23 protein-coding genes and 2 pseudogenes are annotated in these 22,879 nt (G+C 70.3%); 12 read left to right on the plus strand and 13 right to left on the minus strand.

Annotation, left to right across the window (positions count from 1 at the left end; all coding sequences use genetic code 11):
- Window positions 1-107 precede the first annotated feature (107 nt).
- A complete protein-coding gene (locus ACFVV1_RS29315; protein ID WP_389995190.1) occupies window positions 108-1,499 on the minus strand; it encodes a polysaccharide pyruvyl transferase family protein in 1,392 nt (463 codons plus the stop codon).
- 261 nt (window positions 1,500-1,760) lie between these two features.
- Between ACFVV1_RS29315 and ACFVV1_RS29320 the strand changes: the two genes are divergently transcribed.
- Together ACFVV1_RS29320 and ACFVV1_RS29325 are read left to right on the plus strand one after the other, a co-directional pair.
- Window positions 1,761-2,840, plus strand: a complete 1,080-nt coding sequence (locus ACFVV1_RS29320; protein ID WP_389995193.1) for a hypothetical protein — start codon at window positions 1,761-1,763, stop codon at window positions 2,838-2,840.
- 12 nt (window positions 2,841-2,852) lie between these two features.
- Complete coding sequence (locus tag ACFVV1_RS29325) at window positions 2,853-3,341, plus strand: hypothetical protein (protein ID WP_389995196.1); 489 nt, start codon at window positions 2,853-2,855, stop codon at window positions 3,339-3,341.
- Between the two features lie 48 nt (window positions 3,342-3,389).
- Here ACFVV1_RS29325 and ACFVV1_RS29330 read toward each other — a convergent pair whose 3' ends face one another.
- A complete protein-coding gene (locus ACFVV1_RS29330) occupies window positions 3,390-3,605 on the minus strand; it encodes a dodecin (protein WP_389995199.1) in 216 nt (71 codons plus the stop codon).
- 202 nt (window positions 3,606-3,807) lie between these two features.
- Here ACFVV1_RS29330 and ACFVV1_RS29335 point away from each other — a divergent pair, with 202 nt between their 5' ends.
- Both ACFVV1_RS29335 and ACFVV1_RS29340 read left to right on the plus strand, forming a co-directional pair.
- Window positions 3,808-5,064 carry an extracellular solute-binding protein gene (locus ACFVV1_RS29335; protein WP_389995202.1) on the plus strand — a complete coding sequence of 419 codons (1,257 nt, stop codon included), beginning with the start codon at window positions 3,808-3,810 and terminating at the stop codon, window positions 5,062-5,064.
- Window positions 5,065-5,258: 194 nt separating this feature from the next.
- The gene (locus ACFVV1_RS29340) at window positions 5,259-6,068 is read left to right on the plus strand and encodes a GNAT family N-acetyltransferase (protein ID WP_389995205.1); all 810 of its coding nucleotides are present in this window, start codon (window positions 5,259-5,261) and stop codon (window positions 6,066-6,068) included.
- Between the two features lie 97 nt (window positions 6,069-6,165).
- Here the strand turns inward: ACFVV1_RS29340 and egtD are convergent, their stop codons facing one another.
- Genes egtD through egtA form a run of 4 tightly spaced genes read right to left on the minus strand, consistent with a single transcriptional unit; the run spans window position 6,166 to window position 10,557 of the window.
- Window positions 6,166-7,128: an L-histidine N(alpha)-methyltransferase gene (gene egtD, locus ACFVV1_RS29345; protein WP_389995208.1), complete on the minus strand. Its 963-nt coding sequence runs from the start codon at window positions 7,126-7,128 to the stop codon at window positions 6,166-6,168.
- Entirely contained in the window at window positions 7,125-7,880 is a 756-nt protein-coding gene (gene egtC, locus ACFVV1_RS29350; RefSeq protein ID WP_389995211.1) for an ergothioneine biosynthesis protein EgtC, read from the minus strand. The genes egtD and egtC overlap by 4 nt, the downstream gene beginning before the upstream one ends.
- Entirely contained in the window at window positions 7,880-9,241 is a 1,362-nt protein-coding gene (egtB, locus tag ACFVV1_RS29355; protein WP_389995214.1) for an ergothioneine biosynthesis protein EgtB, read from the minus strand. The genes egtC and egtB overlap by 1 nt, the downstream gene beginning before the upstream one ends.
- On the minus strand, window positions 9,238-10,557 hold the full coding sequence (gene egtA / locus ACFVV1_RS29360; protein WP_389995217.1) for an ergothioneine biosynthesis glutamate--cysteine ligase EgtA: 1,320 nt from the start codon (window positions 10,555-10,557) through the stop codon (window positions 9,238-9,240). The genes egtB and egtA overlap by 4 nt, the downstream gene beginning before the upstream one ends.
- A 150-nt stretch (window positions 10,558-10,707) precedes the next feature.
- Between egtA and ACFVV1_RS29365 the strand changes: the two genes are divergently transcribed.
- Window positions 10,708-11,544, plus strand: a complete 837-nt coding sequence (locus tag ACFVV1_RS29365; RefSeq protein WP_389995220.1) for a TIGR02452 family protein — start codon at window positions 10,708-10,710, stop codon at window positions 11,542-11,544.
- Here the strand turns inward: ACFVV1_RS29365 and ACFVV1_RS29370 are convergent.
- From ACFVV1_RS29370 to ACFVV1_RS29380, 3 genes are all read right to left on the minus strand, one after another.
- On the minus strand, window positions 11,529-11,996 hold the full coding sequence (locus ACFVV1_RS29370) for a type II toxin-antitoxin system PemK/MazF family toxin (RefSeq protein WP_389995223.1): 468 nt from the start codon (window positions 11,994-11,996) through the stop codon (window positions 11,529-11,531). The genes ACFVV1_RS29365 and ACFVV1_RS29370 overlap by 16 nt on opposite strands.
- Before the next feature lie 295 nt (window positions 11,997-12,291).
- Window positions 12,292-13,824, minus strand: coding sequence for a flotillin family protein (locus ACFVV1_RS29375; RefSeq protein ID WP_389995226.1), 1,533 nt, complete (start codon window positions 13,822-13,824; stop codon window positions 12,292-12,294).
- A gap of 138 nt (window positions 13,825-13,962) precedes the next feature.
- Window positions 13,963-14,181, minus strand: coding sequence for a hypothetical protein (locus tag ACFVV1_RS29380; RefSeq protein ID WP_362202958.1), 219 nt, complete (start codon window positions 14,179-14,181; stop codon window positions 13,963-13,965).
- Between the two features lie 49 nt (window positions 14,182-14,230).
- On the opposite strand from ACFVV1_RS29380, the gene ACFVV1_RS29385 reads away from it, so the two are divergent.
- Together ACFVV1_RS29385 and ACFVV1_RS29390 are read left to right on the plus strand one after the other, a co-directional pair.
- Window positions 14,231-15,253, plus strand: coding sequence for a LacI family DNA-binding transcriptional regulator (locus ACFVV1_RS29385; RefSeq protein ID WP_389995229.1), 1,023 nt, complete (start codon window positions 14,231-14,233; stop codon window positions 15,251-15,253).
- A 66-nt stretch (window positions 15,254-15,319) separates the two neighbouring features.
- Window positions 15,320-15,631 carry a hypothetical protein gene (locus ACFVV1_RS29390; RefSeq protein ID WP_389995231.1) on the plus strand — a complete coding sequence of 104 codons (312 nt, stop codon included), beginning with the start codon at window positions 15,320-15,322 and terminating at the stop codon, window positions 15,629-15,631.
- 95 nt (window positions 15,632-15,726) lie between these two features.
- Here ACFVV1_RS29390 and trxA read toward each other — a convergent pair whose 3' ends face one another.
- Window positions 15,727-16,098, minus strand: a complete 372-nt coding sequence (gene trxA / locus ACFVV1_RS29395; RefSeq protein WP_389995234.1) for a thioredoxin — start codon at window positions 16,096-16,098, stop codon at window positions 15,727-15,729.
- Window positions 16,099-16,213: 115 nt separating this feature from the next.
- On the opposite strand from trxA, the gene ACFVV1_RS29400 reads away from it, so the two are divergent.
- Entirely contained in the window at window positions 16,214-17,656 is a 1,443-nt protein-coding gene (locus ACFVV1_RS29400; RefSeq protein WP_389995236.1) for a dihydrolipoyl dehydrogenase family protein, read from the plus strand.
- Window positions 17,657-17,757: 101 nt separating this feature from the next.
- Here the strand turns inward: ACFVV1_RS29400 and ACFVV1_RS29405 are convergent, their stop codons facing one another.
- Window positions 17,758-18,084, minus strand: coding sequence for a hypothetical protein (locus ACFVV1_RS29405; RefSeq protein WP_389995238.1), 327 nt, complete (start codon window positions 18,082-18,084; stop codon window positions 17,758-17,760).
- A gap of 192 nt (window positions 18,085-18,276) precedes the next feature.
- On the opposite strand from ACFVV1_RS29405, the gene ACFVV1_RS29410 reads away from it, so the two are divergent.
- Window positions 18,277-18,711 carry a DUF6223 family protein gene (locus tag ACFVV1_RS29410; protein ID WP_389995240.1) on the plus strand — a complete coding sequence of 145 codons (435 nt, stop codon included), beginning with the start codon at window positions 18,277-18,279 and terminating at the stop codon, window positions 18,709-18,711.
- Between the two features lie 381 nt (window positions 18,712-19,092).
- Here ACFVV1_RS29410 and ACFVV1_RS29415 read toward each other — a convergent pair whose 3' ends face one another.
- Window positions 19,093-19,599, minus strand: coding sequence for a GNAT family N-acetyltransferase (locus tag ACFVV1_RS29415; RefSeq protein ID WP_389995242.1), 507 nt, complete (start codon window positions 19,597-19,599; stop codon window positions 19,093-19,095).
- Window positions 19,600-19,832: 233 nt separating this feature from the next.
- Between ACFVV1_RS29415 and ACFVV1_RS29420 the strand changes: the two are divergent.
- Window positions 19,833-19,949 (plus strand): annotated as a pseudogene (locus tag ACFVV1_RS29420) (SDR family NAD(P)-dependent oxidoreductase); the annotation flags it as partial.
- 457 nt (window positions 19,950-20,406) lie between these two features.
- Here ACFVV1_RS29420 and ACFVV1_RS29425 read toward each other — a convergent pair.
- Complete coding sequence (locus tag ACFVV1_RS29425) at window positions 20,407-20,772, minus strand: tetratricopeptide repeat protein (RefSeq protein ID WP_389995245.1); 366 nt, start codon at window positions 20,770-20,772, stop codon at window positions 20,407-20,409.
- A 184-nt stretch (window positions 20,773-20,956) separates the two neighbouring features.
- Here ACFVV1_RS29425 and ACFVV1_RS29430 point away from each other — a divergent pair, with 184 nt between their 5' ends.
- On the plus strand, window positions 20,957-21,922 hold the full coding sequence (locus tag ACFVV1_RS29430; protein WP_389995249.1) for a pirin family protein: 966 nt from the start codon (window positions 20,957-20,959) through the stop codon (window positions 21,920-21,922).
- 555 nt (window positions 21,923-22,477) lie between these two features.
- Window positions 22,478-22,738, plus strand: a pseudogene (locus ACFVV1_RS29435) (FCD domain-containing protein); the annotation flags it as partial.
- Between the last annotated feature and the right edge of the window lie 141 nt (window positions 22,739-22,879).

Here is a 22,879-nt window from a genome sequence, read left to right on the forward strand (position 1 = left end):
CGTACGGATCGGGGCAGGCCGACAGCCTGGGGACAAACACCACGATTCTAGGCGCCAGGAGTGGCGGGGGCCGGTCGGCCCGGCCCCGGTCCGGCTTCGGAGAGTCCCTAGCGCGAGGGGCGCAGGGCGCGCTTGATGGGACGTCCCACGACGCTGCGGGCCCGCTGGTACGTGGAGCGCTGGGCGGGCAGCGCGGAGCCCTTCGCCAGCTTCCGCTGGAGCTGGGTGTTCTTGGCGGTGAGCTCCGTCAGCTGGGACTGGAGCCAGTTGAGGCGGTCACCCATCGTGGCGGCACCGGCGCCGGTCCAGGGGCGGATGCCCGCAGGGAAGGCCAGTTTGCTCATTCGTGCCTCGAAGGCCGCGCCGTCGTCGCCGTGGGTGAAGGTGTTCTCCAGGCCGTTCTTGTCGAGGAAGTTCGTGAACCGGTCGAACCGTTCCCGGTGGCCGCGCGTCAGCGGCTCGAAGTCCGCTTCGGCGTAGAGTTCGGCGGGGTCGAGGTCGGAGGGGGCCTCGGCGAGCATCCTGTGCGGGATGTCGAAGTAGCGGCACAGCTCCAGTGTCCGGGAGTCGCCGCAGAGCACGGTGGCGGGCGTGCCGGCCAGCAGCGCCGCGATGTTGCCGTGGATGCGGGAGCCGAAGGAGAAGTCGAAACCCCGCAGGTCGTCCATCCAGGTGACCGGGTCGATGTAGACGCGGACCTTGTCCTCCCCGTACATGGGGTGGTCGGGGTGGGTGGGGATGGCGGTGACCGAGGCGTTCTGGTGGGACAGGTCGCGCCAGTGCAGCTGACGGGCGTCGGAGAGGTTCTGGCCGATGAACCGGAGGTGGGGATAGTGCGCGTGGGTACGGCGGATGATCTGCCCGAGCTTGTGCTTCCGCACGGCGTCGTGCGATCCGTTGACGGCGATCCGCGCCTCGGGTCCGAGGGGCCGGCGGCTCTTCCGGATGTCGAGTTTGCTGCCGTTGAGGAACATCGAGGGACAGCCGATGACGTCCACGTCGCGAAAACCCATGTCCCGCAGATACCGCTCGGTGAACTCCCCGCGCACACCGATGGAGGCGCTGTGGTCGAGCACGGCCGACACGAACGCGTAGACCGTGGGCTGCATGGGACGCAGCCGGTCCGCGGTGTAGTCGACGCCCGTCTGGGCACCCACACCCGGGACGACGACGGGTATCTTCAGCTTCGAGATGAGCTGGGTCAGACGCTCCAACTGGCGCTCGAAGGACGGCCGGAAGGCGTTGGCGAGCGGGATGACGAAGACGTCGTACTCGCTGTTGATGCGGTCGGCGTCGGCGACCCTGGTGGCGATACCGTTCGACACCACCTCGGAACGCGGCGTCTCAAGGATCTTGTGAGCGGCGTCGCTGAAGATCAGATTGCCCGAGTTGGTGGCGAACACGTCCTCGTGGAGAGCGCGCTCGACCGGGACGACGTCGTAGGGGCTCTTCCCGGAACGCAGGAGTATTCGCTTCACATGGTTAACGTTGGATGCCACAAACCTGAATATAGCTTTACGGACGCTTTTGATTCCATGCACATCCTGTACAACTTTTTGTGATCTGCGTGGAACGTAGGTACATGATCACACATCCGCGCGTGCGAGCGGGCGCGCGCGTTGAGATGGTGAGGCCTTCCCCGGGCGGTCGCGTGAGGGGCCTGCGGGGCCCCCGCGACGCCCTCTTGAGCGCCGGGCAGCTCCGCCCGTACGCTGCGTCCGGCGCGCGGGCGCGCCCGACCGGGAGGTGGAAGCGCCGTCATGGCTGACGCACTGTCCGATGACGACATCCTCGAAGCGATCGCCCGGCACATCGGCCGGCCCGGACAGGGGCCCCGACTGCGGCGGACCGGCGCCGACATCGCCCGGCTCCCGATGCTCGACCTGGGCATCGTCCGGTGCCTGGAGACCCGTACCACGCGGGAGGAGTCCCGGCCCGGTACCTACGACACGTCGGGGCGGCCCACGTACGAAGGCGATCTGCGCGACCACCCCGTCGAGCCGCCGAAGGATCCGGCGGTGTCACGAACGGTGGAACTGGTGCTCCGCGGCTCGGTGCGAACGGTGCCCTGCGGCTGCGACGGCGGACGGCAGCCCTGCTCGCGGTGCCGGGCCACAGGCAAGTTGCGCTGCGACATCGGCCCCATATGCCCAGCCTGCAAGGGCGTCGATCCCTGTACCTGGTGCGACGGCACGGGCAAACGCCGCAAGGACCGTGCGGGGGCCGAGCCGGCGCGGGAGAATCCGGCTGCCGGGCGGACCGCCTGCGTGAAGTGCCGTAAGCCCCGCACCGCTTGTCCGGAATGTCACGGATGGGGCACCAAGAAGTGTCCGCGGTGCGACGACACGGGCTTCAGGCCCTGCCCGGTCTGCGAGGGCGAGAGGACGGCGGCGCACACCCCGTGCGGGGGCACCGGCCTGATCACGCTGTGGACCGCGGGATCCGTCAAGCAGGCGCCCGACCGGGCCCTGCTGAAGCTGCCGGAGCCGGCGCCGCCGCTGCGCGTCCGGCAGCAGACCGGACGCGTCGACGCGTGGGAGCGGGTCACCCTGGCCTCGGCCGGTGACCCGCTCCCCGAGGGTCTGGACCCGGCACACATCAAGGCCGTCGAATCGGCCCTCGCGCCACGGCAGGACGAGGTGGCCCGGCGCGTCGACATCCGTTGGCTGCCCTTGGCCGCGGTCACGATCCCCGACGATCCCGACCACGTCTTCTACGTCTTTCCCGGGCGCGAGGGTCCGGAGGTCCTGCCGATCTGGTCGCGGCGCCGCTCCCTGCGGGTGGCGGCGGTGGTGGCCGTGGTCGTCGTGCTGGTACTGCTGGTGGTGGCGCTCGTCTGATTTGCTGGTGGAGTGAGAAGCGACCACCGGCCCCTGGCCGTATTCGACGTGGACGGCACGCTCGCGGACAGCGGTCATCGTCAGCACTTCCTGGAAGGGCGGCGGCGTGACTGGGACGGCTTCTTCTCCGCCGCCGTGGACGACCCGCCGCTCCTCGAAGGCGTACGGCTGGTGCTGAGCAGCGCCGTGGAGTGCGAGGTCCGGTATCTCACCGGACGGCCCGAGCGGTGCCGTCGGGACACCGTGGCCTGGCTGGTGGAACAGGGGCTGCCCGAGGGGCGGTTGCACATGCGCCGCAACGACGACCGCAGGCCGGCCCGGCACACCAAGCTGGAAGTCCTGGAGCGGCTGGGCCGGGAGCGTGAGGTGCGGATGCTGGTCGACGACGACGAACTCGTCTGCGATGCGGCGGAGCTGGCCGGCTTCGCCGTGTTCCGGGCCCGCTGGGCACAGACGTCGCCCGCGCTCAGGGATGCGCAGGGGCGCGAGGGCCGTACCTGAGTCCGGGCGGGGCCGGTCGCGACCCGGCGTGCGCAGGGGCGTGCCGGATCAGCTCGGCTCGTCGAGCCGGAAGCCCACTTTCAGGCCCACCTGGAAGTGCTCGATTCGGCCGTCCTTGATCTCTCCGCGAACCTGCGTGATCTCGAACCAATCGAGATTGTGCAACGTTTCCGAAGCTCTTGCGATGCCTCTGCGGATGGCGTCGTCGACGCCTTCATGGGAGCTTCCCACGATTTCGGTGACTCGGTAGGTGTGATTTGTCATCTTATGTCTCCTCTCGTCCCTACCACGGTGCCCCACCTGGCCCGGGTACGCGAGGGGTCGGTGTGCGGAACGCGTGGCGAACGGGCCTTGACCGGAGCAATGGTCCATACCAAAATCCAGCCACGCCCGTGCGAGCACCGCCCGCAGTCCCCCCACACCGGGTTCTGGAATTCGTCGTGCAGTTTCACAGAAGGTGAACCTGGTGAAGAACCGCATACTTGTCGGAGCCGTCGCGCTCGTTTCCACCTGTGCGCTGGGTGGATGCGGACTCGTCCCGGGCTCGGAGGCGTCCGACAGCAAGACGGTCACGATCTGGCTGATGAAGAACAGCGTGTCCGCCGATTTCCTCAAGCGCTTCACGAAGGCGTACGAGGAGGAGCACCCGACCGTCCGGCTCGACTTCAAGATCCAGAGCTGGACCGGCATCGGACCGAAAGTCATCGACGCGCTCCAGGGCAAGGACACCCCGGACGTCATCGAGGTCGGAAACACCCAGGTCGCCCAGTACGCGGAGAGCGGCGGGCTGCGCGACCTCACCCTGGAGTCCGTGCGCGACCTCGGCAGCGAGGACTGGCTGCCCGGTCTCGCCGAGCCGGGCAGCGTCGACGGCGTCCAGTACGGAATCCCGTGGTACGCGGCCAATCGAGTGGTCATCTACAACAAGGACCTCTTCGAACAGGCCGGAATCGAGACCCCGCCGAAGACCCGGGACGAATGGATCGCGGACAGCGAACAGCTGAACAGGAACGGCAACCAGGGCATCTACCTCGCGGGCCAGAACTGGTACGTCCTCTCCGGATTCATCTGGGACGAGGGCGGCCAACTGGCCGTCGACAGGGGCGGCGAGTGGGAAGGCGCCCTGGGCGGCCCCGGCGCACTCCGCGGCATGAGCTTCTACAAGGAACTCCAGGCGCTCGGTGACGGCCCCAAGAACGCGGACGAGGAAAAGCCCCCGCAGGCCAAGGTCTTCGCCAAGGGCGATGTCGCACAGATCATTTCGGTGCCCGGCACCGCCGCGCAGATCGAGCAACTGAACCCCGAACTCAAGGGAAAACTGGGCTACTTCCCGATCCCCGGAAAGACCGCGAAGACCCCCGGCTCCGTTTTCACCGGCGGATCCGATCTGATCGTTCCCGAGAAGGCGGGACAGCGCGCCGCGGGCATCGACGTGATCAAGGCACTGGCCGGCCGGAAGTGGCAGGAAGAACTTGCCAAGGCCATGAGCTACGTGCCCAACAAGCCCGACCTCGCGCGTGCCGTCGTGGGCCAGGAGGGCACGGCCGCGATGGCCCGGGGCGCCACGAAGGGGCGCGCGACGCCCAACTCGCCGCAGTGGGCGAGTGTCGAGGCCGACAACCCGATCAAGCCGTACATGACGGCAGTCCTTGAGGGCGGCGACCCGCAGAAAGAGGCGAAGGCCGCCTCGGAGAAGATCACCGAACTGCTCGCGGGCAGCTGAACCGGGCGTACCACGGCGCGGCGGGCAGATCCGGCCCGCGCCGGGGCGCACCCGGGATTCAGCCTTCGCACATCCCGGGTCTCCCATGCGGTCATATCGAATCCAGCCGGTCACGGAAGAAGTAGGGGGCCGGGCTTTCGCGGCAGTGCGACGGCCCGGCGGCCGCCCTTGCCGATCCGTCCCCGGAGACCGTCATGAACGCGCTGCCCGTCACCTCACTCCCCGCCGCCCCCGTCGTCCCCGCGCAGCCCGTCCCGTCCGTCCCACCGCGCTACAGGGTGTCCCTCGCCGTCGACCAGGACGAGGTGCGTGCGGCCCAGCGCCTGCGCCATCTGGTCTTCGCGGGTGAGCTCGGCGCCCGGCTGGAAGGAGCCGAGCCCGGCCTGGACAGCGATGCGTTCGACGCGTACTGCGACCATCTGCTGGTACGGGAAGAGGCCACCGGCGACGTCGTCGCCACCTACCGTGTGCTGCCGCCCGAGCGGGCGAGGATCGCCGGGCGCCTCTACGCGGAGAGCGAGTTCGACCTCGCGCGGCTCGGCCCGATCCGCGACGACCTGGTCGAGGTCGGCCGGTCCTGTGTCCACCCGGCCCACCGGGACGGCGCCGTGATCGCACTGATCTGGGCCGGACTCGCCCGCTACATGCAACGCACCGGACACAACTGGCTGGCCGGCTGCTGCTCGATACCCCTCGCGGACGGCGGCGTCGCCGCGGCCGGGGCATGGGAGACCGTACGGACGAAGCACCTGGCGCCCGAGGACCACTGGGTCACTCCCCACCGCCTCTGGCAGCCCACCGCCGCAGGGCGAGGAGACGTGCCCACCGGACTCACCACGCTCCCGCCTCTTCTCCGCGGCTATCTGCGACTGGGCGCCCAAGTCTGTGGAGCACCCGCGTACGACCCCGACTTCGACGTCGCCGACCTGTACGTGCTGCTGTCGCTGCGCCGCACCGACCCCCGCTATTTGCGCCACTTCCTCGCACTGACCGAACTGCGGTGAACCCCTCGGCAGTTGCCGGGACGGGCGCCCTTGTCCCGATCCCGGCAGGCAACCGGCCGGAACGCCGTGTCCGGCCCGGGGCGCCCCGGACCGAGCCTCAGACCGCCGTCGCCAGCGACAGCGCGAACCGGTCTCCGGAATCCGTCCACCACTGATCCAACCGCAGTCCGGCCGCAGCGAGTTCGGCCCGGACGCCCTCCTTGCGGAACTTGGCCGACACCTCCGTACGCAACTCCTCGCCGGCCTCGAAGGGCACCACCAGATTGAGATCCGGGATCTTCACCGTGAGCGCCGCACGGGCCCGCAGCCGCATCTCGATCCACTCCCGTTCCGGGTCCCACAGCGCCACGTGATCGAAGTCGGCCGGGTCGAAATCCGCCCCCAACTCCCGGTCGACGACCCTCAGTACGTTCTTGTTGAACTCCGCCGTCACCCCGGCCGCGTCGTCGTACGCGGCGACCAGCACCTCCTCGTCCTTCACCAGATCCGTGCCGAGCAGCAGCCCGTCGCCGGGGGAGAGCAACGACCGCACCGACTTCAGGAACACCGACCGCTCGTCGGGGAGCAGATTGCCGATCGTGCCCCCGAGGAATGCGATCAGCCGCGGCCCCGGGGTGCCCGGCAGCGCGAGACCGCCGGTGAAGTCGGCGATCAGCGCGTGGACGGAGAGATCAGGCCGGTGCGCGAGCAGCGCCTCGGCGGCGCCGCGCAGGGCGCTCTCGCTGACATCGACCGGTACATAACTGTGCAGCGCGGGCAGCGCGTCCAACAGGTGCCGGGTCTTCTCCGACGACCCCGATCCCAGCTCGATCAGGGTCCGCGCCCCGGACGCCGCGGCGATCTCCTCGGCGCGGTCGATCAGGATCTCGCGCTCGGCGCGGGTCGGGTAGTACTCGGGAAGCCGGGTGATCGTCTCGAACAGTTCACTGCCGTGCGCGTCGTAGAACCACTTGGGCGGCAGCACCTTCGGATGCCGGGTCAGGCCGTGCAGCACATCGGCGCGCAGCGCCGCGTCCGTCGCGTCCACCGGCAGGGTTCGGGTCAGCAGAAAGGGACTCACTCCGTGGGCTCCTTGAGCGGGGTCAGCAGAACTTCGGTGCGGGTCGCCGTCAGCAACGTCCGGTCGGGGACCGTGCGCCACTGCGGATCGTCGTCGTACGGCTCCGAGCCCACGACCGTGCGCACTCCCGGCTCGGAGAGGTACCACAGGGTGTCGCCCCAGGCCGTCGCCACGATCGTGGCGCCGTCGACGAGCAGCAGATTCAGCCGCGATCGAGGCGCCGCGGCCGCCACGTCCTGCACGGTGTCGGCGACGGCCTGCGGCAGTTCGTCACCGTCGGCGAGACGGTGGCGTACGAGGGCCCAGACCAGGGCCGAGTCGCAACGGGCGGTGAGGGTCAGCAGCTCGGCCGGGGGCAGCGCGGCGGCGAGCGGGGCCAGGGAATCCGGCCAGCCCCGCACCGCACCGTTGTGACTGAACAGCAGCCGTCCGGCGGCGAACGGTGCGGCCGCCGCCTCACCGTCCGCGCCCGCCTCGGTGGCATCACGTACCGCCGCGAGCAGCGCCGTACTGCGCACCACTCGGGCCAGATCGGCGAACGTTCCGTCGCCCCAGACGGGGCCCTCGCGCCGGTAGCGTCCCGGCACCGGGTCACCGTCCGCGTACCAGCCGACGCCGAAACCGTCGGCGTTGACGGTCCCGTGCCGCTGGTGTCTCGGCGCCCAGGACTGGCGCACCAGACTGTGCGGCGGTTGCGTCAGCAGTTCACCGAGAGCCACCGACGGCCCCAAATAAGCGATATGACGACACATCAGAAATCCCTTGCGGTACGGAAACCGGAGAAGATCTGGCGCCGCACCGGCAGGTCCCAGTTGCGGAACGTCCCCCTGCACACCACGGGATCCACGGCGAACGAACCACCGCGCAGCACCTTGTGGGCCGGTCCGAAGAACACCTCGGAGTACTCGCGGTACGGGAACGCCGAGAAGCCCGGATAGGGTTCGAAGTCGCTCGACGTCCACTCCCACACGTCACCGATCAACTGCCGTACGCCGAGCGGCGACCGGCCCGCGGCGTACGCTCCCGCGGGCGCGGGCCGCAGATGGCGCTGGCCCAGGTTGGCCCGCTCGGGGCTCGGGTCCTCGTCGCCCCACGGATAGCGCAGCGAACGGCCCGACGCCGGGTCGTGGCGCGCCGCCTTCTCCCACTCCGCCTCCGACGGCAGTCGGCGCCCGGCCCAGCGCGCGTACGCGTCCGCCTCGTACCAGCTGACATGGAGCACCGGTTCGTGTCCGGGCACCGTCTCGGTCACTCCGAAACGGCGGCGCAGCCACTGACCGGCGTCCCGGTGCCAGAACAGCGGAGCGGCCAGCTCGTGTTCACGGACCATCGCCCATCCCTCGGGGGCCCACCAGCGCCGCTCGGCGTAGCCGCCGTCCTCGATGAACCGCTGGTACGCGCCGCAGGTGACCGGGGTCGTGTCGAGGAAGAAGCCCGGTACGTCGCGCACGTGCGCGGGGCGCTCGTTGTCCAGGGCCCACGGCTCGGTGGACGTCCCCATGGTGAACGGGCCGCCCGGGACCAGGACTTCGGCGGGCAGACCGGCCGCGTCGGTGGGGCCGGGCGGCACGGGCGCAGTCAGTACCGCAGGACCGGACCGCAGCTGATGGGTGATCAGCATCGTTTCGTCGTGCTGCTGTTCGTGCTGGGCGATCATGCCGAAGGCGAACCCGTCCCGCACCAGCCGACGGTCACCGCGCAGTGCAGTGCTGTCGAGCACGTCGAGCGCCCGGTCACGTACCTCCGCGGCGTAGACCCGGGCCTCGGCGGGTGCCAGCAGCGGCAGCGAGGGGCGGGCCGCGCGGGGATGCTCGAAGGCGTCGTACAACCCGTCGATCTCCGGGCGCATCGCCTCCCGCCCGGCCACCCCGCGCAGCAGCCACAGCTCCTCCTGATTGCCGATGTGCGCGAGGTCCCAGACCAGCGGAGACATCAACGGCGAGTGCTGGGCGGTCAGTTCTTGGTCGTCCACACTCTCGGTGAGAAGCGTCGTGCGTTCCCGGGCGGTGAGCAGCGCGGCGAGGGCACGCCGGCGGAGCGCCTCGGTGTCCGCCTCGTCCGGCCTGGTCGGATCACCCGGACCGGATGCGTCGGGTGCGGGGGAGTCGGTCATGAGCGGGGCCCCTCGAAGTGGTGGTCCGAACCGCCGGCCGAATCGAGCGCGAGCAGTTCGGGAAGATCGTCGGCCGGGCATCGGCCCCGGGCGACGAAGCGGTCGTTGAAGTCCGCCACCGCTTCCTGCACGGCTGTGGTCGCTCCCATCCGGGGCAGCGCCTCCAGCGCGAGTGCGAAACAGGTGGCGGCCGCCGCCCGCAGTTCGGGATCGGTCAGGCCGTCGCGGGCGGCGCCCACCCAGAGCGGATTGCGCGGCGCCGGGCCCGGCCCGGCCGTCTCGGCCAGTGGTTTGACAGTGCGGTACACGGTCTCGGCGGCCTCCGGGTCGTCGAACAGGGCGGTGGTGACGGCGAGCGGCACCAGCCACCCGTCCGCGCCGTGCTGCGCGTCGATCATGCGCAGCTCAAGGTGTCCGCGCGGGCGCACAGGCGGAAAGAGGGTGCTGATGTGGTAGTCGAGATCGGCGCGCACCGGTGGTCTGGGCGCGCCGGTACGGATCCAGTCACGGAAGGTCAGCCCGTCCGGCACGGCCCACGGCCCGTCGTCGTCCCGGATGCACATCACCGGAGTGTCCAGAACGTGCGTGGCCCAGGCGTCGCGGGGTGGCCGATGGCCGGGCGGTGCCAGGGTCCGCCACGGATCGAGGCCGGCCCACAGCGACTGCCGGGTGGACCGCCATGGTGTCGGGCGGCCGTACTGGAAGGGCGAGTTGGCGAAGACCGCAACCAGCACCGCGCCCAGCAGATGGGACAGCTGCCAGCGCCGCCCGTAGCCGAGCGGACCGGGTTCCTCCTCTCCGGCGTCCAGACAGACCTGGACGGACGCGGTGGTGCACATCATGGCGCGGCCCGCCGGTCCCGACCGGTCGAGCGAGACCTCCATGGCGTCGTAGCGGGGCTCGTGCAGCAGACGGCGCGGCGGATGCCACGGATCGACGCCGAGCCCCGCCGGTGCGAGCCCCATCCGGTCGAGGGCGTCACGTACGGCGGTGAGATCGGCGGCGGTGGCATCGATGCACGCCATCAGGGAGTCGGCGGGGCGCGAGCTGAGCTCCAGCTGGCCGCCGGGTTCGAAGGTGAGCGCCGCGCGCAGGGGCAGGGCCCGCAGCAGGGCGGCGGCCGTGTCGAGACGGTGGTGGGGGACGGGGACACGGGGCTGATCCCGGTGGTGAATGAGCCATTCGAGTTCGACGCCGACCGCGTGGGGCGGTCCGGTCTTGAAGCAGATGCAGCGCAGTAAATCCTCAGCTTCGCCCTCGCCGAGGGGCGGGGCCTGGCCGGGCGGACCGTGGTCGCCGGGTGTGTCGGATGACATGCCGGGGCCTCCTTCTGCTCGGTTCGTCCGTACCACCCAAACCCGTACGGGGTGATCGCACAAGAGTGCCCCTGCGCGTCGGAAATCCGGTTGCATCCATGCCGCTGGAGGGCCGAGCATGCCCCGTATGCACCACACGGGGGAGCACCGATGAGCGCACGGCTGCGCGGCATCGCGCGAGAGACCGAGGCCATTGTCGGGGCCGGCCGCTACCGTACGCAGGAAGGGCGCGAGGTGAGCATCGAGCGTGCGCTGACCGCCGCACTCTCGGGCACCAGGCTGTACGGCCCCGAGCCGGTGCCCGTCGCCGCACTCGACTGCGACCGCACACCGGCCGTCGAGGTCACCGACGAGAGCAGCCTGCGGGCGGCGCGCCGGATGACCGGTGAGGGGCCCGGTAAGGTCGCCGTCCTGAACTACGCCTCCGCCCGCAATCCCGGCGGCGGATACCTCAACGGCGCACAGGCCCAGGAAGAGGCCCTGTGCCGGGGCTCGGCGCTGTACGCCACGCTGCTGCGCGCTCCCGACTACTACGCCCACCACCGGGCGGAACGCAGCGCCTTCTACACCGACCGGGTGATTCACTCACCTGGGGTGCCGGTGTTCCGGGACGACCGTGGGCGGCTGCTCGACGCCCCGTACACCGCGGGTTTCCTCACCTCTCCGGCACCCAATGCCGGAGTCATCCGCAGCCGCACCCCCGAGGAGGCCCACCGCATCCCCGCCGCGCTCGCGTCCCGTGCCGAGCGGGTGCTGGAGGTCGCGGCGGTACGCGGGTACCGCAGGCTGGTGCTGGGCGCCTGGGGCTGCGGCGTGTTCCGCAACGACCCGGCGCAGGTGGCCGGTGCGTTCCGGGCGCTGCTGCTGGACGCCGGCAGGTTCGCCGGGCACTTCGAGCAGATCGTCTTCGGGATCCTCGACCGCAGCCCCGATTCCGCCACCCGGTCCGCCTTCAGCCGGACGTTCGGCGGTCAGCTCCAGCCGTAGCGCTCCCGCAGCCGGCCGACGACCAGATCGAACCGGTCCCGGTCCAGCGCGCACGCCTCACGCCGCATCCCGTCCTCGTGCACCCGCAGCACCCGGTCCAGATCGACCCACGACGGACGGCCCGAGCTGTCCCACGGTCCGGCCCCGAGCGCCACCCACTCGTGGTCCCCGTCGTGCTGCTTGCTCGACAGCTGCACGGCGAGCAGCGTGCCCACCGCCTCCCGGGCCACCACCAGAACCGGACGGTCCTTGCCACGCCCGTCGTTCTCCTCGAACGGCACCCAGGTCCAGACGATCTCGCCGGGGTCCGGGTCGCCGTCCCGGTCGGGGGCGTACGCGGTGCGGACCGGGCCCACGTCGCGCGGGTCGGCCTCGGAGGTCGCGCAGGGTCCGGGGCGGCCGGGGAAACCGGCCTGGCTGTCGGTGCTGTGGTCACGGTGCTGGATGCTCATCCCCACACCGTAGGACCTGTACGGCCCATTTCGTGGAGCGGGTCCGGTGAACGGGCCGCAGGGCCGGGCGCTTCACCCGCACCGTACACAGCTGCCCCGGCGTCAAGCTGAAGCTCTACCAGAGGTTCGGATCGAGGTTCACGGTCCGCGTCGGAACGGGCGTCCGCGCGCGCCGTCCCGGTCTGGCCGTCGTACTCGACACGGCCCGGCGGTCGCTCGACTTCGAGACCGGAAGTGGTGGCCGGCGCCCGCCCGAGGCCGCGGGGGGCGCACCGGCCACCGCCGACCGGACCGGTCAGGAAGGCGCACCGTCCGCCTGAGCGGCCTGAGCGGCCTGATCATCCGTCACCGGAATGTGTTGCTTGCGCGGCGACGACGGCACGGCCGGTGCGTCCCCCTTGACCCGCGGTGGCGGTTGCGCCGGGCTGTCCTGCCCCATGGTCGCCAGCAGTTGCCGGGCCAGTCCCAGGCCCGTGCCCCCCATCGTCAGCGCCTTCGCGAACATGTCCGACAGCCCGTCGGCCCCGTTCAGCAGCACCATGTGATCCACGCTGCTGAAGGCGCCCGCGCCCGCCTCGACGATCTCCGGCCACTTCTCGGCCAACTGCTGGGCGACGACCGCTTCCTGGTTCTCCGCCAGGGCCGAGGCCCTCGCCTTGATCGCCTCCGCCTCCGCCAGCCCCTTGGCACGGTTCGCCTCGGCCAGCGCGAGCCCCTTGGCCCGGTCCGCGGCGGCCTCCGCCTCACCCGTCGCCCTGGTCGCCGTCGCGGCGGCGGCGCCGCGCGCCTTCGTCGCCTCGGCCTCGGCGAGCGCCGCCGTCTTGACCCGGTTGGCCTCCGCGACCGCGGCGAGCTCCGTCTCCCGCGCCTTGGCCTCGGCGGCCGAGATCCGGGCGTCGCGCTCGCCCTCCGCCAGCGTGCGCTTCTCGTACGCCTGCGCGTCCGCGGGCTTTCGCACATCGGCCTGCAACTGCTGCTCACGCCGGTGGGCCTCCAGCTCGGCGACCCTGGTCTCCTGGACCACGACCTCCTGCCGGGCCGCCGCGTCGGCCAGTGGACCCGCCTGCCGCGAGCTGGCCGCGGCCTTGTCGCGCTCGGCCTGGTACCCGGCCTGCAGGATCTCGCTGTCCCTGGTCGCCTCCGACATGCGGGCGGCGGCCTGCTGCTCCGCCTCCGTCGCCCGGCGGTTGGCCTCCGCCTGCGCGATGCGCGCATCCCGCTGCACCGCCGCAGCATGCGGCATCGCCAGGTTCTTGATGTAGCCCGTCGGGTCCTCGATCTCATGGATCTGGAGCGAATCGACGATCAGCCCGAGCTTTTCCATCTCGGTCCCGCACGCCGCCCGGGTCTGCCCGGTAAGCTTCTCCCGGTCCCGGATCATGTCCTCGACCGTCAACCCGCCCACGATGGACCGCAGATGACCGGCGAACACGTTGTGCAGCCGCTCCGGCATCATCTTCTGCTGATCGAGGAAGCGGCGGGCCGCATTGGCGATCGACACGAAGTCGTCGCCCACCTTGAAGATGACAACGCCCCGGACCCGCAACGGAATCCCCTGATGCGTGACGCAATCGACGGACAGCTCGGTCTCGTTGAGATCCAGGGACATCTTCCGCACCGCCTGGACCCCGGGCAGGACGAGCGTGCCGTGACCGGTGACGATCCGGAATCCCATGCCCTGTCCGAGCCCCTCGGTCTCGTGCTTGGAACCGGAGATGACCAGTGCTTCGTTCGGCTCGGCCACGCGCCACATCAGCTTGAACAGGCCGATCAACACCGTGATGGCGGCGAGTACGAGTCCCGCCGTGACGCCGATGACCATCGGCATGCGCCCCCTTGTCGCGGTGCCCAGTCGGCACCGCTGAACAGAGGGAGTCTTCTCCTGCCCGGGGCGGGCGAGAAGACGTGTGCGGATCCTTGCCGCATTCTTGACCACGAAGAGGATGAAGTCCCTCCCACGGGATCCTCAACTGCCGTACGCGCGAGCCACATACACCGTGCGCGGCGGCAGATGCTCGATAACCGTCACCACCGTGCCCACCTCGATGCGGTCCTTCGCCGAGGCAGGATGTGCGAGGAAGTGCTCGGCGCCGCCCCGGATCCGTACGATCACCTCGCCGACCAGCCCCGGCCCCACCGTTCCGGTCACCCGACCGAGCAGTCCCACCATCGAGGAGTCATCCATGACCCGGAGCGTACCCACGCCGCGCAGGTCTGGAAGACTGCCCGACGCCATGAGCCAGTTACCGAATCAGCCCACCGAAGGCCCCGTTCCGACCAGTGCCGACGTGGCACGGCTCGCCGGAGTCTCCCGGGCCACCGTGTCCTACGTACTGAACGACATCGCGACCGTGCGGATCAGCGAGCCCACCCGCCGCCGGGTCAGGGAGGCCGCTGCCGAGCTGGGGTACGTACCGCACGCAGCGGCCCGCAGCCTGCGCGCCGGGCACACCCGCATGGTGGTGCTGCCCACCGTGAACTTCCCGGCCGATCCGCTCCACCAACGCTTCGTCCACGAACTGGAATCCGGGCTGCGCCGCCTCGACTACACGGTGGTCCAGTACGGCAGCACCGGCCTGGACGCCGACGACGCACCCCGCGCCTGGGCCGAACTCCGTCCCGTCGCCGTCATCGCACCCGGCACGATCGCCCTCACCCCGCAGGGCATATCCGTACTCAGACGAGCCGGAGCCAAGGCCGTCATCACCCTCGGCCCGCGACCGGTGGACGGCGCCCACGCGCTGCTCATGGACCAGCGGAAGGTCGGCAGCGTCGCGATCGGGCATCTGCTGGCGCGCGGCCGGCGTCGCATCGGCGTGATCATGCCCGAGGAAGGCGGCCTCGGCCTGTTCGCCCAACCCCGGCTGACCGGGGCCCGGCAGGCCGCGCAGAGCCAAGGGGCCGTCATCGAACCGCTGCCGCTGCGGTACGAGGAGGAGTCGGCCGACCGGCTGGCCGCCCGCTGGCGCACCCTGGGCCTCGACGCCGTCTTCGCGTACAACGACGCATACGCGATGCTCCTGATGCGGGCCCTTCAGGACGCGGGCATTGAGGTGCCCCGCGAGACGGCCGTGATCGGTGCCGACGACCTGATGCTCGGCAGGCTGCTGCGGCCCCGGCTCAGCAGCGTACGGCTGGAGATGGCCGCGGCACAGCCGCTGGCGGATCTCGTCCACCGGCTGGTGCGGCACCCCGGCAGCGCCCCCGAGCACCACGACCTGCTCCGGGCCAGGACGGTCCACCGCGAATCCAGCTGAGCCGCCGGGTCCGCACGACAGCGCGGCAAAGTGCGCACCGCGTGCCGCTTGCCTAGCGTCATGACCATGAGCCATCCGCAGAGTTACGAGATCCTGCTGGTCCCCGAACACGTCGAGGACACCACCGAAGCCGCCGGGAACAGTGGCGCCATCCGCTCGGCGGTCGTGGCGGCGACCGGCGAGACGGGAGCATCGGGTTACCCCCGCTATTCGGGTGAAGGCGTCGTTGCGGACATCGACCCGGCGACGCACGCGGTCGAGGCCCTGCTGGTCGACGGCGCCGAACTGGACTACGGCCTCTCGGTCCGGATCAAGGAGAAGAACGCCGACGACGACAGCAGCGCCGACAACGGTGCCGACAGCAGCGCCGGCGGCTGAGGCCGCGCAGGCCGCCGATGTCACGGAAAAGGGCCCGACCGGTCCGCGTCCGCGGTCCGGTCGGGCCCCTCACCCCGCTCATGCGCGCGTGGAGCCTACTTCTGCTCCTTCTGCTGGTTCTCGATGGACTTGCGGACCTCGTCCATGTCCAGCTTCCTGGCCTGTCCGATGACATCCTCCAGCGCCGTCTCCGGCAGCGCCCCCGGCTGAGCGAACACCGCCACGTTGTCCCGGACGATCATCAGCGTGGGAATGGAACGGACCTCGAAGGCCGCCGCCAACTCCTGCTGCGCCTCGGTGTCGACCTTGGCGAAGACCAGGTCGTCGTGGCGCTCCGACGCCGCGTCGTAGACCGGCGCGAACTGCCTGCACGGGCCGCACCAGGAAGCCCAGAAGTCGATCAGGACGAAGTCGTTGTCACTGACGACCTGATCGAAGTTTTCCTTGGTGAGCTCAACGGTGCTCATACTCTGCTACCTCTTCCTCTGCCCGCTCGGACCTGTTCGGCACAACCGTGCCGGTACGTGCGCTATTCCGCCTGCCCATGTGGCCGCCGCGCACACCCGCGATCAGACTGTTCCCATGACAGAAGCTTCCCTGAACGCCGAATACGACGTAGTGGTGATCGGAGCAGGTCCGGTGGGTGAGAACGTTGCCGACCGGGCGCGTGCCGCCGGGCTGAGCACGGCGGTCGTCGAGACGGAACTCATCGGCGGCGAGTGCTCCTACTGGGCCTGCATGCCCAGCAAGGCCCTGCTGCGGCCGGCCGTCGCCCGCGCCGACGCCCGCCGCCTGCCCGGCCTCAGCGACGCCGTCCAGGGACCGCTCGACGCGGCGGCGGTCCTCGCCCGCCGCGACGCGTACACCTCGCACTGGAAGGACGACGGACAGGCCGCCTGGCTGGAGGGCATCGGAGCGGACATCTACCGCGGCCGGGGCCGGCTCACCGGCGAGAAGACCGTCTCCGTCACCTCTCCCGACGGCACGGTGCACCGGCTCACGGCCCGACAGGCCGTCGCCGTCTGCACCGGCAGCCGCGCCGTCGTCCCCGCCCTGCCCGGCATCGAGGGGGTCCGTCCCTGGACCAGCCGGGAGGCGACGAGCGCCAAGAAGGTGCCCGGCCGCCTGGTGATCGTCGGAGGCGGCGTGGTCGGGGCGGAGATGGCCACCGTCTGGCAGGCCCTCGGTGCCCGGGTGACGATGCTGATCCGCGGCAAGGGACTCCTCCCGAAGATGGAACCCTTCGCGGGCGAACTGGTCGCGCAGGCGCTGACGGAGGCGGGCGCCGACATCCGTACCGGAGTCTCGGCGACCTCCGTACGGCGTACGGTCCCGGACGGGCCGGTGGTCGCGGAACTGGACAACGGCGAGCGCGTCGAGGCCGACGAGATCCTCTTCGCCACCGGCCGCGCCCCGCGCACCGACGACGTGGGTCTGGAGACGGTGGGCCTCACGCCCGGCTCCTGGCTCACCGTCGACGACAGCTGCCTCGTCGAAGGCACCACCTGGCTCTACGCCGTCGGCGACGTCAACCACCGGGCGCTCCTCACTCACCAGGGCAAGTACCAGGCGCGTATCGCGGGCGCCGTGATCGCCGCCCGCGCCGCGGGAGTGCCGCTGCTGGAGACCGACCGCTGGGGCGCCCACGCGGCCACCGCCGACCACGCGGCCGTCCCCCAGGTCGTCTTCACCGACCCCGAGGCCGGCTCGGTCGGCCTCACCCTCGCAGAGGCCGAGCAGGCCGGCCACCGGGTGCGCGTCGTCGATTACGACCTCGCGGCGGTGGCGGGCTCCGGCCTGTACGCGGACGGCTACCGCGGCCGCGCCCGCATGATCGTGGACCTCGACCGGGAGATCCTGCTCGGTGTCACCTTCGTGGGACCGGGCATCGGCGAGCTGCTGCACTCGGCGACGATCGCGGTGGCGGGTGAGGTCCCCATCGGCCGGCTGTGGCACGCCGTCCCCGCCTACCCGACGATCAGCGAGGCTTGGCTGCGCCTGCTGGAGGCGTACCGCGACGCGTAGGGTCCGGGGAGCCGCCCGTCCCGGGCGGCTCCCCGGACGGGGTGGCATGAGGGCCTTTCTGGTCACCGGTGCTTCTCTGCACTTCACTCGAACGGGACGTTTCATGGGACGACGGCTGCGCCGGACGGCACCGTGCTTCGCATCGATCGAGCAAGTCTCCGCTTCCTCGATGTAGTCGCACTCAACGCGTTCCTGGCCGACGCGGGCTTCGACATCGAGGCACAGTTCGGCGACCGGAACGGTGAACCGATCAACGCCTCCAGCTGGTGTCCCTGCGCGGTACGGCCATGGGCGATACGCCGCTGGTCGACGACCAGCTGCCCGCGCCTCAGGGTGACTGCGATGGTGGTCTCCGCCAGCGCCGCGGCGAAGCGCTCCAGCACCGCGGTGCGGCCGTTGTCGCGCTCACGTGGGCGGCGAGCCGTCACGGCCCAGTAGTCCTGGCTCGGACGCCAGGGAACAAGTAGCCCGCCGGTAGGTTCCGAGGGGCTCGGGCCTGCCGTTTCCTGCTGCTGGGGCGCCTCGTTGGGCTGATCGGATGAGTTCTCGAAGGGGCCGACGGCAAGGGGCGGGTCAGGCGGACATGCTGATCCAGTTCCCGTGAGGAGAAGGAGCACCTCATGTCAGTCCGCACTGTGCTTGTCGTGGCCGGAGCCGCCCTGATCAGCGGTCTCGCGCTCGCCGAACCGGCGGCCGAGGACCCCTGTGTCCAGCCGGTCGCCGCAAGCGTCTACACCCTGAGCGTCGGCCGCATCGGATCCTCCTTTGCCGCGCTGGTCGGCCTCCTCGGCGCGGTCAATGGCGGCCTGGCCCTGGCCCGCCCCACCGGTCAGGGTCGCATCGGCACCTGGGCCCGGCGGAACGGGGCCGTCACGGCTCTCGTGGCGGGTCTGATCGCCGTGGTCGTCGGCTGGTCGGTCGCGGCCACCGCCGACGGGGGTCTCGGCACCGGCAACGGGCTGGGCGGCGCCTACGTCGCCATGCTGGTGGGCCTGATCGCCGTCACCCTCGGTTGGCTGGCCCGCTCCCGCTCCCGCTCCCGCCGAACCGGCTGACCGAACCGTGAATGCTCTGGAAGGCCCGGCTGTATGCGGCGGTGGCTGGTGATGGCCGCACGATCGTTGGCGCGGCGTCCGGGCCTGTCACCAGCCGCAGTGTCACCGGATCAGCGCTGTCGTACCCAGAGCCCAGCGCGACCGTGACGCCGGACGGTTCGGCCTCGTCTTCGGCTACCTGACGGAACGGCTCCTCGTGCCGAGGGCCGGCACCGTCACCGCCGCAAGCGGTGGGGCGAACCGGGCGGCCACGGCGGCCGGCTGACCGACGCACCACTGACCACCGGACAACAGCGGAGCCCGCCGGGACCTTCTCGGCGGGCTCCGCCGTCCTGTCGGACCTGCCCGCCCGTGCAGAGAGGGACGACGGCCGCCGGTTGGCTACTTGTCGGCCCGCCGGTCCCAGTCGATCCGGTAGTGCTTCAGCAACGCGTCCTCCTTTACCAGACGCATGCCGACCGAGGTCATGACGTGCTGGGACGCGAGGTTGTCCAGATCGGTGTCGCCGTGTACGCAGCTCACACCCTGATCTCGGGCGAACAGGAGCAGTGCGCGCAGGGCCTCGGAGGCGTAGCCCATGCCCTGAGCCGAGGGGACGAGGCCGTAGCCGATCGTGACGTGTCCGTTCTCGTCCGGAGCGCCATGGAATCCCAGCCCGCCGATCACCTCTCCGTCATCGCGGCGACGTATCTCGTACGAACCGAAGGGGCTGGGATCACCCGTCGTCGCGTATGTGCCGAGGAAGCGCTCGGCCGCGGCCATCTCACCGGGGGACGGGTATCCGGGCGCCCAGCGAGCACCGTCTCCCGGCTTGCCCGCCATTACCTGCAAGGCATCGGAGGCGCTCATCAGGCGGAGCAGGAGGCGGGGAGTCTCAAGGTCGGTCATGACCGACTGAAGTATCACGCGGGGCGGGTGGAAGGCATACGGATTGTCCGACGGGAGCGTCCGAAGCGGGGCGGGGACTCTGGCGGAGTCCTGCTGAGGGCTTGCAGGGACCGGGGCAGCGGTGGACGTAGCGCCGTTACGCGGCATAGGTGGCGTCGATACGATGTTGGTGTTGGCGTTGCTCTCGCCGGGTTACGGAATCCACCGGCCCACCTGAGACAGGTGACGCCGTCATGAGCGAGCAGCACACCATCACGCACCGGGCAGCAATCGTCACCGGAGGATCCCGGGGCATCGGCCGCGAGAGCGCCGAGCGACTGGCGTCCGACGGATTTGCCGTCGTCACCAGCAGTCGGCCCGCCGTCTGCGCAAGGGCGGGGCGGTCACCGGCCATGCGTGCGCCACCGGCCGCGGCCCTTGAGTCCCACCGGATCCTCACCAGGGACCTGGAACGGGCCGCGGCTGTGGGCAAGCTGCGGCTGACCCCCGAACTGGCCGTGCAGATGGTGATGTCGGCCAATGTGGGCGTGGCACTGATGCTCGTCGCCCGCCCCGCGACCTTCAGCGACGCGAGCGTGTCACGGCGGGTACGCGACGCCGTACACGCTGCGGTCTTCACCCCGGATGTGTCCGGCGCCTCCGCCGACGGGGACGACACGGGGCCGCCGTGTCCGAGGCCCACGTGCCGTCCACCGCGGCCCGGCCGAACGAGCTGCTGCGACAGTCGCCGGATCCGGCACTCGGCGCGGCCGAGGGCGCCCTCCTGACGGAATGGCTGAACCGCCTGTCGAACGCCCCACGCGACCGCTAGAGCCCTGTACGGTCCGCGTCGAAGTCCAGGTCACCGGAGAACGCCGCCGCCATCCGCAGATGACCCGTCGCCTCCGCACTCCGCCCCTGGCGTTCAAGCGTCCGGCCGAGCATCAGCCGGGCATACGGCTCCACCGGGTCGCGCTCCAGAACCGCCCGCAGCTCCGTCTCGGCCCTGCCGAGCCGGGCCGAGTGGTAGTAGGCCCGCGCCAGCAGCAGCCGCGGGGATACCTGCTCCGGTACTTCCTCGACGAGACCTTCCAGAATCCGGGCCGCGGTCAGGTACTCCTTCGCTTCGAAGAACATCTGCGCACGGTCCCAGCGGTCGGCGGCCGTGCCGAACTCGAAATAGGTGTCGCTCACTTGACCTCTGACCTCCTTGTTCGCGGACCGCCCCGGATTGCTCCGGGACCCGCCCTGCCCCTGACCCAGCCACACGCTCAGCCATGCTCCAGTCACCGGAACATGGCGCACTGGTTGAATATTCCACTAAATAATCGGCGTGGGTACCGGCACCCCGGACCCACACGGGAATAGGTTGAGCGTCATGAGCAATCTCGATCGCCAGGCCGCACTCTCCGTCTGCGGAGGACGGGGCTTCGTCGTCGCCGAGCCCGTACGCGAACTTCTCACCCCTCGCCGTGTCCAGCTGGGTGAGTCCACCGAAGTCCGCAGGCTGCTGCCCAATCTGGGACGCCGGATGGTCGGCGCATGGGCCTTTGTCGATCACTACGGCCCCGACGACATCGCCGGCGAACCCGGGATGCAAGTGCCGCCCCACCCTCACATGGGCCTCCAGACGGTCAGCTGGCTGCACGACGGCGAGGTCCTGCACCGGGACAGCCTCGGCAGCCTCCGGACGATCCGCCCGCGCGAGCTGGGACTGATGACCTCCGGCCGGGCCATCAGTCACTCCGAGGAGAGCCCGAAGTCGCACGCGAGGTTTCTGCACGGCGCCCAGCTCTGGGTGGCCCTGCCGGATGCCCACCGTCACATCGAACCGCACTTCCAGCACCACACCGAACTGCCGACCGTCACCGCCGCCGGCCTCACCGCCACCCTGATCCTGGGTGAACTCGACGGCGCCACCTCGCCCGGCACCGCGTACACCCCGATCGTCGGCGCCGACCTGTCGCTCTCCGCCGACGCCGGGGCCCGCCTGCCGCTCGATCCCGACTTCGAGTATGCGGTGCTCTCGATGTCCGGCCAGGCCGAGGTCGACGGCGTACCCATGCTGCCGGGCTCCATGCTCTACCTCGGCTGCGGCCGCACCGAACTCCCCTTGCGTGCGGACACTGATGCGGGCCTCATGCTCCTCGGCGGCGAGCCCTTCGAGGAGGAGATCGTCATGTGGTGGAACTTCATCGGGCGGTCCCATGAGGATATCGCACAGGCGCGTGCGGACTGGGCGACCGGTGCTCGATTCGGGGAAGTGCATGGGTACGAGGGAGGCCGGCTGCCGGCCCCTGAACTGCCCCCTGTGGCGCTTAAACCGCGGGGAAGGGTGCGCTGATCTGCATTGATGTGTGCCAGGTCAGGTGTGTCTTGAGTTGCGGCAACTCGGCCCCCTACTCAAGAGCGGAATCGGTCTCGCGCCTCTCTGGAAGCGTCCGTCGCGTGTGCCCGGGATTGCAAGGTGCGGTCGTGTGTGAGCAGCTTTAGTAGACCTGATGCTGACCCAATGCTGACTTTACTGACGGGGCGTCAGGCCCTGTCGGACGGTGTTCTGGCTGGTTTGCTGCCTGTGTTGAGCAGGCTGGGCCGTCCTTGGAGTCGGGGCCCTTGCTGACTCGTGGCGGTGGAGCGGGCACGTGGGCGCTTGTACACGGCCCACCAGGCGCGGGGATTTCACCTAGGGAAGCAGGGCGTTGTGGTGATCCCACAAGGCTGCCCCGTCCGGTACCCCGGAGTCGAGGTGATGACGGGACGGTCGCGAAGTCCCTATCCATGCCAGTCAACGCGTCGTTGGCAGCCAGTTCGTTGACTCTGGCCGTGAGTGTTCCGGATCTTGGTAGTCGGATCTGCGCGGATTCGTCCAGGCTGACCTCGTCGAACCGGTGAATCACGTCATGATGTGCTCGCGGTCGCGTCGGGGCGCACACTGCTGGCCGCAGCGGTGGAGCGGCTCCACTCGCACCTGCATCTCTTCCGTCTGAGCGCCATCGCAGGTGACAGCCCGGCGACAATCCAGGAACACCACCGGATCCTGCGTGCGGTGCTCAGACGCGACCCCCAGCGCGCGGCCGAGGCCATGGAGGAGCATCTGCAACTCAGTCTGCAGCGACAGCTCGACAGGTTCGCGAGCGTTGCCGGAGCTGACGAGGACTGACTACTGGTTTTCCCCGGCGCCTACCGGAATCCTCACCTGGACATCCGCCGACCCTGAACCCAAGCACACGTGCTGCCGGGGCCCTCAACGAAGTGCTCGGGGGCGGCCACGGCCTCGGCGGCGGTGGCCCCGGCGCTGGCC

It is taken from the genome of Streptomyces sp. NPDC058092 (assembly GCF_042884935.1).
GTDB lineage: Bacteria > Actinomycetota > Actinomycetes > Streptomycetales > Streptomycetaceae > Streptomyces.

Bases quoted from the DNA above. Each gene is read 5' to 3' on its own strand.
- ACFVV1_RS29320 (WP_389995193.1), top strand. From the start codon at position 1,761: ATGGCTGACGCACTGTCCGATGACGACATCCTCGAAGCGATCGCCCGG.
- ACFVV1_RS29330 (WP_389995199.1), bottom strand. From the start codon at position 3,605: ATGACAAATCACACCTACCGAGTCACCGAAATCGTGGGAAGCTCCCAT.
- ACFVV1_RS29340 (WP_389995205.1), top strand. From the start codon at position 5,259: ATGAACGCGCTGCCCGTCACCTCACTCCCCGCCGCCCCCGTCGTCCCC.
- egtC (WP_389995211.1), bottom strand. From the start codon at position 7,880: ATGTGTCGTCATATCGCTTATTTGGGGCCGTCGGTGGCTCTCGGTGAA.
- egtB (WP_389995214.1), bottom strand. From the start codon at position 9,241: ATGACCGACTCCCCCGCACCCGACGCATCCGGTCCGGGTGATCCGACC.
- egtA (WP_389995217.1), bottom strand. From the start codon at position 10,557: ATGTCATCCGACACACCCGGCGACCACGGTCCGCCCGGCCAGGCCCCG.
- ACFVV1_RS29365 (WP_389995220.1), top strand. From the start codon at position 10,708: ATGAGCGCACGGCTGCGCGGCATCGCGCGAGAGACCGAGGCCATTGTC.
- ACFVV1_RS29370 (WP_389995223.1), bottom strand. From the start codon at position 11,996: ATGAGCATCCAGCACCGTGACCACAGCACCGACAGCCAGGCCGGTTTC.
- ACFVV1_RS29375 (WP_389995226.1), bottom strand. From the start codon at position 13,824: ATGCCGATGGTCATCGGCGTCACGGCGGGACTCGTACTCGCCGCCATC.
- ACFVV1_RS29380 (WP_362202958.1), bottom strand. From the start codon at position 14,181: ATGGATGACTCCTCGATGGTGGGACTGCTCGGTCGGGTGACCGGAACG.
- ACFVV1_RS29385 (WP_389995229.1), top strand. From the start codon at position 14,231: ATGAGCCAGTTACCGAATCAGCCCACCGAAGGCCCCGTTCCGACCAGT.
- ACFVV1_RS29390 (WP_389995231.1), top strand. From the start codon at position 15,320: ATGAGCCATCCGCAGAGTTACGAGATCCTGCTGGTCCCCGAACACGTC.
- trxA (WP_389995234.1), bottom strand. From the start codon at position 16,098: ATGAGCACCGTTGAGCTCACCAAGGAAAACTTCGATCAGGTCGTCAGT.
- ACFVV1_RS29400 (WP_389995236.1), top strand. From the start codon at position 16,214: ATGACAGAAGCTTCCCTGAACGCCGAATACGACGTAGTGGTGATCGGA.
- ACFVV1_RS29410 (WP_389995240.1), top strand. From the start codon at position 18,277: ATGTCAGTCCGCACTGTGCTTGTCGTGGCCGGAGCCGCCCTGATCAGC.
- ACFVV1_RS29415 (WP_389995242.1), bottom strand. From the start codon at position 19,599: ATGACCGACCTTGAGACTCCCCGCCTCCTGCTCCGCCTGATGAGCGCC.
- ACFVV1_RS29430 (WP_389995249.1), top strand. From the start codon at position 20,957: ATGAGCAATCTCGATCGCCAGGCCGCACTCTCCGTCTGCGGAGGACGG.